Annotated in this window: 10 protein-coding genes; 6 read left to right on the top strand and 4 right to left on the bottom strand. The window is 40.0% G+C overall.

The annotated features are described in order from the left end of the window. Window positions 1-71 precede the first annotated feature (71 nt). Complete coding sequence (locus tag AACW45_RS08980) at window positions 72-2012, bottom strand: FAD-dependent oxidoreductase (protein WP_190632666.1); 1941 nt, start codon at window positions 2010-2012, stop codon at window positions 72-74. A 305-nt stretch (window positions 2013-2317) separates the two neighbouring features. Here AACW45_RS08980 and AACW45_RS08985 point away from each other — a divergent pair, with 305 nt between their 5' ends. Together AACW45_RS08985 and AACW45_RS08990 are read left to right on the top strand one after the other, a co-directional pair. Further along, window positions 2318-2923: a TetR family transcriptional regulator gene (locus tag AACW45_RS08985; RefSeq protein ID WP_190632667.1), complete on the top strand. Its 606-nt coding sequence runs from the start codon at window positions 2318-2320 to the stop codon at window positions 2921-2923. Then, window positions 2913-3122, top strand: a complete 210-nt coding sequence (locus AACW45_RS08990) for a hypothetical protein (protein WP_199331101.1) — start codon at window positions 2913-2915, stop codon at window positions 3120-3122. Before AACW45_RS08985 ends, AACW45_RS08990 begins: the two co-directional genes overlap by 11 nt. Window positions 3123-3240: 118 nt before the next feature. Here AACW45_RS08990 and AACW45_RS08995 read toward each other — a convergent pair whose 3' ends face one another. The 3 genes from AACW45_RS08995 to mrdA form a co-directional block, all read right to left on the bottom strand. Further along, the gene (locus AACW45_RS08995; protein WP_190632668.1) at window positions 3241-3927 is read right to left on the bottom strand and encodes a PHP domain-containing protein; all 687 of its coding nucleotides are present in this window, start codon (window positions 3925-3927) and stop codon (window positions 3241-3243) included. 867 nt (window positions 3928-4794) lie between these two features. Beyond that, window positions 4795-5820: a phosphoribosylformylglycinamidine cyclo-ligase gene (gene purM, locus AACW45_RS09000; protein WP_190632669.1), complete on the bottom strand. Its 1026-nt coding sequence runs from the start codon at window positions 5818-5820 to the stop codon at window positions 4795-4797. A gap of 197 nt (window positions 5821-6017) precedes the next feature. Beyond that, on the bottom strand, window positions 6018-7835 hold the full coding sequence (mrdA, locus tag AACW45_RS09005) for a penicillin-binding protein 2 (protein ID WP_190632751.1): 1818 nt from the start codon (window positions 7833-7835) through the stop codon (window positions 6018-6020). A 441-nt stretch (window positions 7836-8276) separates the two neighbouring features. Here mrdA and AACW45_RS09010 point away from each other — a divergent pair, with 441 nt between their 5' ends. The 4 genes from AACW45_RS09010 to AACW45_RS09025 all read left to right on the top strand — a co-directional run bounded on the left by AACW45_RS09010 (window position 8277) and on the right by AACW45_RS09025 (window position 11968). Continuing rightward, window positions 8277-9404: an ABC transporter ATP-binding protein gene (locus AACW45_RS09010; protein WP_190632670.1), complete on the top strand. Its 1128-nt coding sequence runs from the start codon at window positions 8277-8279 to the stop codon at window positions 9402-9404. 123 nt (window positions 9405-9527) lie between these two features. Continuing rightward, window positions 9528-9902, top strand: a complete 375-nt coding sequence (locus AACW45_RS09015) for a four helix bundle protein (protein WP_190632671.1) — start codon at window positions 9528-9530, stop codon at window positions 9900-9902. 31 nt (window positions 9903-9933) lie between these two features. After that, the gene (locus AACW45_RS09020; RefSeq protein ID WP_190632672.1) at window positions 9934-11016 is read left to right on the top strand and encodes a polyamine ABC transporter substrate-binding protein; all 1083 of its coding nucleotides are present in this window, start codon (window positions 9934-9936) and stop codon (window positions 11014-11016) included. Between the two features lie 34 nt (window positions 11017-11050). Next, entirely contained in the window at window positions 11051-11968 is a 918-nt protein-coding gene (locus AACW45_RS09025; RefSeq protein WP_190632673.1) for an ABC transporter permease, read from the top strand. The last annotated feature ends 111 nt before the right edge of the window (window positions 11969-12079 follow it).

Consider the following 12079-nt stretch of genomic DNA (forward strand, 5'->3'; position numbering starts at 1 on the left):
ATTTGGCGCACAAAAGACAATTGTACAGACGCGATTCATCGCGTCTCTGCTGACAAATGACAAATGACAAATTAAATTTGTAACATTCCTTCAGGATTCACCGAGAAAAGCGATCGCTTCTGCAAACCCTCACGATATAAGATATCATTGGCGGCTAATAAGCCACTGCTAACGGCTCTTTCCATTAACCCACAAGGGAAGGGCATTTTTACCCAATCGCCTGCAAAAATTAAATTAGAAATACCAGTGCTAGTTTCTGGGCGTTGTGCATAACTGTTTGGCGGGTAGCCAGAAAAGTTATGTTGATTGACTAATTCTCGATGTAATATCTGTGCTTGCTTTAATTCGGGGACGATTTCATACAATTCTTCCTCAAATTTCGCTAATAAAGCTTCTTGGGTGGGAAATTCTTTTTCTTTATAGCAATAAGCGTGTAATTCTACGACACTACCACCTGTGCGTTGTGCCCAATCAATGAATTGTTCTTGAATGCGATGATAAAGAGTTATGCTATCAGTTAACTGGTAGCCAGATAGAGAAGTAAAATTACTTTGTTCCCATTGAAAATCGCGATTAAACCAAAAGCGACAGACAGCAAAGGGATCGGCAATATTTAAAGCTGCAACTTGCGATCGCACTTTTTGATCTACTTCACCGTTAATCTGCTTAAATAGTTGCTTTACTCCCGGTACGTCAGTTGCAAATACAAAATAATCGGCTGCAATTGTCTGGGGCGATGATGATTCTGGATTAGCTGCTACTAGTTGAATTTCTGCATCTTGGCGTTTAGCTATTTTAAACTTAGCTAAATCGCGTTTTGCAGGCCCTTTTAAAACTTTACCATCAGCAGCAAATACTGCACCATGACAAGGACAATGGAATTTTCCATCATCGGCTTTTTTCACTGTACAACCTTGATGAGTACAAGTAAGAGAAATTGCGGTTTCGCTTTCTTTTGATGCGGCGAATACTTCATCAGCAGCACCAAAATATTCAATTTCTTTATCTTTTACAACTGAGTTATGCTTTACCCAAAAAGGCACATTATTTTTATTACTACCAACAAAATATTTGAGTGAGCTAATCTCATTTTCTTGAGCAAGAATTTCACTCACTGTTGCATCGGTAATAATTTTACCACCATTATGCAAAATCGATTTGGCGATAGGTTGGACTAAACTCGTCCCCATATCATCTTTCGTACCATTAAAAGCCAATCCTTCTGGATTTCCAAAAAAATAAAAATGGAAGAATTGCATCAATTCCCCCACACTCATCATATCTGGTGCATTCAAACTCGATTTTGCAAACGGGAGGAAATATAAATCATATAAACCTCTAGGAAATTCTGTTGCTACCCAATCGGCAACGGAGATATTATCGAAGCGTTGGTAATTTCTTTCTCGTTGAAATCCAGTAATTGCTTGAAAGACTTGTAAGTGTTTTAAGTTAATTAAATTAATACCCCATTGTAAGCGATTGGGCGAGGCGATCGCTAAATCTACAATATTCCAAGGAAAGGCGGAATTACTAGGGCGAAATATCTCTGGTTGATATTTGCGATCGCGGTACATAACCGCATAAAAATTTAATGATTGAAAATTATCTTTTATCCCTAATTCGCTAACTAAACCATTCAAATTATAGTACTGCGGAAAAAAGCCGTGGAACCCGTGTTCCATCATAAAGGTTTCACCTACGGCTTCAATTTGCCAACTAGCAATTTTACCGCCAAGTTGCGGAGATTTTTCTAATAGTGTTACCGCAAATCCCCTCTGACTCAATTCATAAGCGCAAGCTAAACCTGCTAATCCAGCCCCAATAACTACTACAGATTTATTTTGACTTAACATCCTTGGTAGTTGTAAGGTTTCTCTTTGAAAAAACGTTGGTTGTGGTTTACTGAAACGAGAGTATCCAGTTACTCCAGCTATACTACCAATACCGAACCACTTAAGCAGTGTGCGGCGGGAAATAGTAGATGATTCTGGTGAATTCGATAATTGGTTCATTGGTTACAGAATTAACTCTTCATCATGAATTACTGGTGTGAAATCATGGCTATAAATTAGCCTTTTTTTCGGAATATTTTTCCCATTTCAGCAATCGTCCTCAGCAGATTTTGGGCGGAAGAACGGGAGCAATTATCAATAGCTGGTTGTTGTATTTTTAAATACTTTACCCTCAAAATTGCTAGATCAGGTTATTTATGCACTAGACGATAAATCTACTAATTTAGGTTCACAAATAAGCAGATTATTTGCCAGTGTAATATAATATTTGAAAGTTGACTACTAAACGTTAGGTAGGTTTGAGAGTGCCAGACGATCGCAACTCTCCAAAACAAGTCTCATCTGGCGGTAGAGAAAGAATTCTTGAGCAAGCACAAGAGCTATTCCGCAGCCGGGGCTATAATACAGTGACAATGAGGGAAATTGCTGATGCAGTAGGAATTCGGCAGGCTTCTTTGTATTACCATTTTCCTAGTAAAGAGCAGCTGTTTGTCTCCGTCAACGAACGGATGTTTGAACGTCATCGTTTAGGTATAGAGCAAGTAATTCGGGAAAATGAAGAGAATTTGCGATCGCAACTCCATGCAATTGCTAGATGGTTCCTATCTCAGCCTCCCATCCACTTTTTAAGCATGGTACATACAGATATGCCTTTATTGGATGCGGAAAATACAGCGAGATTAACCGCTTACTCGTCTGAATGCATATTTAACCCTATTTGTCAAATATTTACCCAAGCACAACAGCGAGGAGAAATTCGACAAGTGCGTCCCCAACTGCTAGCCGGATTTTTTCTGTCTGTAATTGAGAGTCTTCCCCTCGCCAGTACTTTTGTGGATGATGTACCAAAAGAAGCGATTGTCAATGAAATGATTTTGGTTTTATGGGAGGGGTTGAGAATTGAACGCTAAGTTAAATTGTCCCGTATGCGATCGCACCGATATTGAAGGTAATATTTGCCCTAATTGCGAAACTGATTTGACTTCGGTGCGGATACTGATGGAACTACCAACAGAGCGCCCCAGCGTGCCGATATTATTAGCAATAGCGATTGCCTTAGCCTGCTTTATTTTCGGGATTGTATTGTCAAGATATCTCTCTGGGGGCTAGAGGTTAGACAGGGGACAAGGAGGACAAATAATTCAAAATTCAAAATTCAAAATTCAAAATTAAGAATTCTATTTGCCCAATGCCCAATGCCCAATGCCCAATGCCCAATGCCCAAAAACTATAAACGCTGTAGTATGCTTAAACCGTGACTATCAGTACCGCATGTATTGAAAAGACCATATTCCCCAGCCAATTGCTGTGCTTGTGCTGATTCCAAATCACTGGGTTTCCAAGGGTTTGGGTTAGCGTAAGCGTAGAAACTTTCTACACCATCAATTTCTAGTGCAGCAGCAGCCGGAATTAAATCAAAATGCGATCGCCTGTAACGTGCTGGATGCGCCAGTACAGCTAATCCGCCAGCTTCATGAATTGCATCAATGACGTTATTTGCTTGATATTCTTTACCTGTAGTAATTCTCCTTTGTAAATAAGGTTTCATGCTGCTGTGTTCTATTTGGAATGAATAAGCCAAAATATGCACTTTAGCATCCAAAAGTTCGGCGTCAATCTCTACTCCACTCCATAATTCAGGAATGCTGCTGTGAGGATTATTCCACTTCCAATCTTCTAACCAAGCTTTTGCTGCTTGATAACCGCCAATAGTATGATGATCGGTAATTGCTAGTCCTTTTAATCCGATAGCGATCGCTTGCTCCATCAATATATTGGGCTGCAATTTGCCATCAGAATAGACAGTATGCATGTGAAAGTTAAATAACCTCGGACAACTTTGAGCATCAATATTCTGGAATACTTGCTTTAAAATTTCCGTGGAAGCAGAAGTCCGAGCTAAATTTACAACCATAACCCCCTCTAAGATAAAAATACATTGTTAATCACACAAGAACACGCCACACATTTTTAGATAATAAACACCCAACACTTTGAATTAGTGTTTTAGTGATTTTTTTGACTTTGACAGCAAAGTTTTCAATATATTAAGACTACGTTAGCAAATCTCAACACTGACGGCGATGAGTATTTTCAATTGAATCAATCAGAATAGGTAACAATTACTGCCATCTGCTTAGTCAATGCTTGAGAAACCTTTCTACTGGAGACATTTGTACAGGCGGGTTTCATCTACAGAACTTTTTTGAGAGTGCATATCTCAGAAAACCGCCCCTACAAATTATGTATTTTTTAGCACCCTAATTAATTTATACCTGGGCAAATAACGTTTGCTAACATAAGTTCTTTCTATGGTAACGCTAATAACATTGCCATACTGCCGCATTCAGTTTTTGCTTGGTACTATTCATAGCGAAAATAGCGTAATTATGCGGTTATTGAGGTGATGAGACAGAGCAAACCTCAATAATTATGCATAATACCAATTTAATATGAAGTTGCATATATCCAGATCCCCCTAAATCCCCCTTAAAAAGGGGAGCCACTGCGTTGGGCGGCTTTGCCGACTTGAAGCAAGTGGCGTGCACTTTGATTCTTTTCCCCCTTTTTTTGAGGGGGGATAGGGCGTGTTTTCAAACTCTAAATTAGACTTAATTGTAGGTTGGGTTGAGGAACGAAACCCAACATTTACGTCACTTCGTTGGGTTGCGCTTGGCTTAACCCAACCTACTTTTGGAGTTTGAAAACAGTCCCTAGGGGGGATCGAATTCTATGCAGCCTCATAAAAAATTGGTATAACCTGCATCAATTTTTTGATTTATCAAAGTAATCCCACTAATGAATTATTGCCAGTAATTACTTCACCAATGGCAAAAGCAGGTATTTCTTCTGATTGAAAGTAGTTAATTGTTTGTTCTACTTGCGTTGGAGGTACTAAAAGCACAAAACCAATACCCATATTAAAAGTATTGTACATAGCCTCAGGATTTACATTACCTGCTTGGGCTAGCCATTGAAAAATCGGCGGAATTTGCCAACTATTAGGGTTAATTTTAATTGCTTGATTTGTGCCTAAACATCTAGGTAAATTTTCTGGTAAACCGCCACCAGTAATATGCGCCATCCCGTGAATTTCTAAACCTGCTTTACGTGCAGCGAGTACGGGTTTGACATAAATTCTGGTAGGGGTGAGAAAAGTTTCGGCGATAGTTTGCCCGCCTAATAATTCTGGACGTTGATCCCAAGCAAATCCGCGATCGCTAACAACCTTACGAACTAAACTTAACCCATTACTATGAACACCGGCGCTAGCAAGTGCGATCGCAATATCTCCCACTTTTACCTGAGAACCATCTAACATTTGGCTTTTTTCCACGATTCCCACACAGAATCCTGCCAAATCATACTCACCCACTTGGTAAAAACCGGGCATTTCTGCTGTTTCTCCACCCAGCAAAGCACAACCAGCTTGCTTACATCCAGAGGCTATACCCGCCACAACCTCAGTTAATTGTTCCTTCTCCAGCTTCCCTGTGGCTAAATAGTCCAAAAAAAACAACGGTTCTGCCCCAGATGTCAGCACATCGTTCACACACATCGCCACCAAATCAATACCTACAGTATCGTGACGATTGAGAACTTGAGCGATTTTCAGCTTTGTACCGACACCATCAGTACCAGAAACCAACACAGGTTCCTGATAACCACTAGGAAGCTGGAAGCAACCACCAAAACCGCCCAATCCACCAAGTACTTCCTTTCTAAAAGTACTGTGAACCAAATTGCGAATTTGGTCTACAAAGGCTCGCCCAGCCTCAACATCAACCCCAGCATCCCGATAATCCATTCCTAACCGCTTCCTGACTGCTCTGTTATTAATTCTTTACACACTTACAACATCATCACATAATCTTTACTAATTTGTAATTGGGCATTGGGCATTGAAACAATTTTGGATTTTGGATTTTAGATTTTAGATTGGAATCCAAAATCGCAAATCTAAAATCTAAAATTCCTTGTCCCCCTTCCCTGCCCCCTGCACCCTTATTTCTTCGCTTCTGGCTTTTGATACTTACCCGGATACTTCCGGTGAAAATACTCTTCCATGATTTCTAAAATCATTGGCGCAGCGACACTACCGCCACCGCCTCCAGAATGTTCGGCGAAGGCTACTATTAATACCTCTGGTTTATCGGCTGGCGCGTAAGCACCAAACCAAGCGTGATTTTGCTTCACACCGCGCTTCCAAGCTTCAGCTGTACCGCTTTTACCTGCTACTGGGGGAATTGTGGGTGTATTTAAAACCTTACCTGTACCTTCAGATATAACTTTTCGCAGTCCTTCTTGCAGTACCTTAATGGTTGACGGTTTCATATTTAATGATGAACGCCAGCTTTTTGCATCTTCATTATCTTTAAGTAAATGGGGCTGGACGCGATCGCCACCATTAGCAGGTACAGCAAACATAATTGCTACTTGTAGCGGCGTAGTTTGTAAAGCACCTTGACCAATGGACATATTAATGCTGTCGCCTACAGTCCAGGGCATTTTCCAGACTTTCTGCTTCCATGTCTCATCGGGAACTAAACCTTTCGCTTCTTCAGAAGCAAACTCAAAGCCGGTTTTTTCCCCGAATCCATACTTGCGCGTCCACTCAATCAAAGTCGGGCCGCCAACTCCTCTACCAATTTGATAAAAGAATGTATCGCTACTCCACTGTAATGCACCAACAAAGCCTAAAGGCCCAAATCCGGCGTGGTTCCATTCGCCAAAAGTAGTACCACCAACCGTTAAGGAACCGTAGGTTTGCAGCACGGTACTAGGAGAAAATTTACCCGATTCTAAACCAGCAGTTGTAGTAACAATTTTAAAGGTACTAGCAGGAGGAAAGACACTTAAGGCACGATTCACCAAAGGATGTTCTTCGCCTTGAACGGTGTCCCAGTCTTTTTGCGAAAGTCTCTGCTTCGAGAAAATATTGGGATCGAAGGTAGGGTGAGATACCAGTGCCAAAACCGCACCATTTTTGGGATTGAGGGCAACGATCGCGCCATTGCGGGTACCTAAGGCTTTTTCTGCTGTCTTTTGCATTTCCAAATCAATGGTTAAGTGCAAATCGTTACCAGCCTTAGCTTGTTTCTCCCCCAAAACCCTGAGCGGTCTACCAGCACCATCCACTTCTACTTGTTGACCGCCCCATTCACCTCTAAGTTGCTTTTCATAGGCTTTTTCTACCCCCATCTGACCAATCACATCTCCTAAGCGATAGCCTTCTTGGCGCTTCTTTTTTAACTGCTCGGCAGTCAGTTCGCGAGTATAACCAAGTACATGCGCCATTGGTCTGCCGTGGGGATAGTAACGTACTGCTTCCAAATGGATTTCTACATCTGTTAATTCGTTTTGATATTCTTTTAAGGCAGTAACTTCAGCTTCATCTAAATCCCTGGCAATTCTTACTAGTGTTGAAGAATTCCTACCAGCTTCTTCTAGCTTTTTTTCAATATCCTTTTGCGGTATATCGAGAATTTGTGATAGTCGTGCCCCTACCACAGGCCAGGAAGGCTTGGTGTGAGCCATCGGCCATAAATATACCGAGCGCGGATAGCGAGTACTAGCTAAAAGTTTGCCATAACGGTCAAAAATATTACCCCTTTCTGGCTGTTTGGGGATCATTCTAATGCGGTTAGATTCAGCGCGTTTGCGATGATTTGCACCTTCAACTATTTGTAAATATGCCAAACGCGCACCTATGGCACTTGTCATTAACAGCGTAAATATAATCAGGAATGTTGGCTGAAAACTTTTACCAACAGTACGGGTATTTTTTGGTCTTCCCAGTGGAGTAGGTTCTATTAAGGCCATAGCACGAGTAATGACTGCCAAATTAATATAATTTATACAATTATGTGGATTCTTTCACCAGCGATCGCAATAGATCGCTCAAAGATGAGTATCAACAACAATGATGGTTGATTAGTCAATTATCTGTTGACTGTTGACGGTTGACTGTTGACGGTTGACTGCGCCGTACTGAAAGTTACAAGAAGTGTAGGTATTAAACCCTTGAATGTACGATAAAGCCATAAAAAAATACGATAACCAAGATTGAGAAATTTAGTATTAATTGATATACACAATCCTCTAGCACGGTACTCAGTATGAATCGGCAAATAATTCCGAGAACATCTTCCCAATCAATAGTTTTTGACGGATACAATGAACCAAAGTGCCAGAGGTCAGCTGGTTAATAGACTACCTGAATGTGGCACGATCGCGTAGGCTCACGGCATTCTACTGAGGATTATGGCTCAAACTGTGACGCAGGATCGGGGGGAAATGATGGCTTTGCAGCCGCTAGATGTTGAGCTGCGTAACGTGTTCAAGTTTTTTAACCAAGAACCGGCTGTTAATGGCGTAGACTTGGACGTTAGGCAAGGAGAATTTTTTAGTATCTTAGGCCCTTCGGGTTGTGGCAAGACCACATTATTACGTTTAATTGCAGGGTTTGAAGAAGCGGACGCTGGTAGGGTATTGATTCAAGGACAGTTTATGACTAATGTCCCGCCTTATCGCCGACCTGTCAATACTGTATTTCAAAGCTATGCATTGTTCAATCACTTAAATGTATGGGATAACATCGCTTTTGGACTGCGCTTGAAAAAATTGCGCAAACCAGAAATCGATCGCCGAGTTAAAGAAGCTTTAAAACTGGTGAAAATGGAAAGTTTGCGATCGCGCTTTCCTAATCAACTTTCTGGAGGACAACAGCAAAGAGTAGCCTTAGCGAGGGCTTTAGTCAACCGTCCCTCAGTGCTGTTACTCGATGAACCCCTGGGAGCATTAGATTTAAAGCTCCGTAAAGAAATGCAAGTGGAGTTAATCAATCTCCATAAAGAATTGCAATTAACCTTTATTATGGTCACCCACGACCAAGAAGAAGCCTTATCATTGAGCGATCGCATTGCTGTGATCAATCAAGGGAAAATAGAGCAAATTGGGACTCCCAGCCAAATCTACGAATTTCCTCGGACATCTTTTGTCGCGGATTTTATTGGCGATACTAATTTATTTAGCGGTGAAATTATTGGCGTAGAAGCTTCTACAGTCCAAATTGAGACTAAAACAGGACTAACAATTGTCGTTAACCGTCGTGAAGAAACGCCTACAGAAATTACCCAACCAGTAGTAGTTAGCGTCCGTCCCGAAAAAATTCAACTTTCACTTTATCCACCTAATTTCCCTTATAACTGCTTTGAAGGGCGACTAATTAACATTATGTATTTAGGTACTCATGTTAATTACGTCGTGGAATTACTCAACGGCATTACTATTAATGTCTTACAACCTAACACCTTTGGTAGCTTACCAGACCCCAATACACCAATTTATGCTTGGTGGGCGGAAAATGATTGTTTGACGATTTGTCAATAGTCAATAGTCAATAGTCAATAGTCATTGGTCATTTGTCATTTGTCATTTGTGTTTAGCTACTGACAAAGCAACAAATATCAAACACAATTGATCGACAATATAGAATATATTGGCAATTAATCAATGGCAACGAAACGTTTCCAAGAGTTACAAGTTTATCGATTATCAGAAAGATTAGCAGATGACATTTGGAAAATAGTCAACGTATGGGACATATTTGCCAAAAATACAATTGGTCAACAAATTGTCCGTTCAGCAGATAGTATAGGAGCCAATATAGCAGAGGGGTTTGGCAGAGGTAGCTATAAAGAAAATAAACGTTTTGTCAAAATAGCCAGAGGCTCATTAAATGAAACTCAACATTGGCTAAGAAGAGCGTATACTCGTAACCTATTAACCTCTGAACAAATAAAATCTATTCAAACTATCATTAATGAACTAGCACCAAAATTAAATTCATATCTTACCTCAATAGGTCAACCACCCAATGACAAATGACAAATGACAAATGACAAATGACAAATAACAAATGACTACCAGACGCAAATTTATTCAACAAATCACAGCACTTTCTAGCTTATCTTTAGCTGGATGTGGTTGGCGACTAGCAGATGTTCGTGCTAGTGCTAAAACCTCAGGACAACGCGACCAACTATATATATATACTTGGACGCAATATACTGATAATCAATTACTCAAAGCTTTTAGTACTCAAACCGGAATGAAAATTCTAGCAGATGTCTATGAATCTAATGATGTCATGCTAGCTAAATTACAAGCAGGCGGTGGTGGTAATTACAGCATTATCTATCCATCTGATTATATGGTACAAAAGATGGTAGAAAAAGATTTATTAACAGAAATAAATCACAATCGTCTCATAGGATTAGAAAATTTATCTCCCCGGTTTCAAAATCCTACCTATGACCAGAAAAACCGCTATAGTATCCCCTTTAATTGGGGTACAACAGGTCTAGTTTATAATTCTGAAGTTCTAGAAGCACCAGAAGATTGGGATTACCTTTGGCAAAATCAAGACAAACTTAAAAAACGCATGACTTTGCTCAATGATGTGCGTGAAGTTATGGGTGCAGTTTTGCGGATGCTGGGTTACTCATACAATTCGCAAAACGAAAATGAAGTGAAACAAGCTTACGAAAAATTGAAAGCACTTAAACCCAATATCACCGCATTTGATACCGAAGCTTGGCAAAATCAAATCCTTGCTGGAGATTTATTATTAGCTATGTGTTACTCGGCTGATGCTATCCGAGTTACCAAAGAAAATCCGAAATTAAAGTATGTAATTCCTCGGAGTGGTTCTTCATTATGGACTGATACAATCGTAATTCCCAAAACAGCTGTTAACCCAGATGGAGCCTATGCTTGGATTAACTTTATTTTACAGCCAGAAGTAGCAGCCCAAATCAGCCAACGTCTAAATATTGCTACACCTAATCTGGCTGGGTTTGAGCAATTACCTATCAGCTTACAGCAAAATACGAGTCTATTTCCACCAGAGTCAATTATAGAAAAATGCGAACGTATTACGCCGGTAGGAAAATTTGATGAAATTTACGATCGCTATTGGACACAATTAACTAGTAGTTAAAAATTTCAGTTTTTAATTATTCAAACTAAATATTATGCATAATCATAGTTCTGAACCTGAATTATATCCAGCCAATAATATTGATAAAATTGGCAAAAATAAGTATCTAAATCTATCTTGGCTGCAACCTTTAATATTACTTGCACCATCAGGCATTTGGTTAGTACTCTTGCTGGTACTACCCACATTGATTATTTTTCAGTTAAGCTTAGTACCCAATATTCGCCCTGGGGATTTAGTTAATCCTAGTGGCATAGAAAACTATCTACGAATCTTCGATACACTGTATTTACATGTAATTTTGCGTTCAATAGGTTTAGCCGTAACAACTACAATTATATGTTTAATTCTCAGCTTTCCTGTAGCTTACTGGATTGCACAAATCGTCCCTAAACGCTGGCGTAATTTATTATTATTAGTCTTTATTTTACCCTTATGGACTTCTTCTTTACTACGTTCCTACGCTTGGATTAGCATTCTCCGTCCGACTGGTTTATTAAATACTTTATTAAAAACTTTACATTTACAACCTTTAGAATTACTCAACCATACTCCGGCTGTATTAATTGCCATGAGCTACAGTTTATTGCCTTATATGGTATTAATTTTATATGCTTCTCTAGAAAAGTTAGATATGCGTTTACTAGAAGCAGCAGCCGATTTAGGCGCAAATCCTACACAGGCTTTTTGGCAAGTTACAATACCACAAACTCTACCAGGATTAACTGCTGGTTCAATGCTTGTTTTTATTACCGCTTTAGGCGATTTTGTCAACCCAGAATTACTAGGTGGTGCTTCTAGCATGACAGCAGCGAGATTAGTCTATAACCAGTTTCTTGGTGCTACTCAAAATTGGGGTTTTGGTTCCGCTTTGAGTATGGCATTAATTACCCTGGTGAGTATTGCGATCGCACTTGTAATTAAGTTTGGTGAAGGCGCACCTCAACGTTAATTTAAAGCAGATTTCCAGTTGGTGAGGTAGAAACGATTGTTGATTGTAGGGGCACTGGCACTGCCATGCCCCCAAGCGCGTACTCATTTACGTAAAATGTTCTGTATTTTC

The organism is Calothrix sp. FACHB-168, from assembly GCF_963889195.1.
Taxonomy (GTDB): Bacteria; Cyanobacteriota; Cyanobacteriia; order Cyanobacteriales; family Nostocaceae; genus Aulosira; species Aulosira anomala_A.

Coding starts and splice junctions, on each gene's coding strand:
- AACW45_RS08980 (WP_190632666.1), bottom strand. CDS start 2,012: ATGAACCAATTATCGAATTCACCAGAATCATCTACTATTTCCCGCCGC.
- AACW45_RS08995 (WP_190632668.1), bottom strand. CDS start 3,927: ATGGTTGTAAATTTAGCTCGGACTTCTGCTTCCACGGAAATTTTAAAG.
- purM (WP_190632669.1), bottom strand. CDS start 5,820: ATGGATTATCGGGATGCTGGGGTTGATGTTGAGGCTGGGCGAGCCTTT.
- mrdA (WP_190632751.1), bottom strand. CDS start 7,835: ATGGCCTTAATAGAACCTACTCCACTGGGAAGACCAAAAAATACCCGT.
- AACW45_RS09010 (WP_190632670.1), top strand. CDS start 8,277: ATGGCTCAAACTGTGACGCAGGATCGGGGGGAAATGATGGCTTTGCAG.
- AACW45_RS09015 (WP_190632671.1), top strand. CDS start 9,528: ATGGCAACGAAACGTTTCCAAGAGTTACAAGTTTATCGATTATCAGAA.
- AACW45_RS09020 (WP_190632672.1), top strand. CDS start 9,934: ATGACTACCAGACGCAAATTTATTCAACAAATCACAGCACTTTCTAGC.
- AACW45_RS09025 (WP_190632673.1), top strand. CDS start 11,051: ATGCATAATCATAGTTCTGAACCTGAATTATATCCAGCCAATAATATT.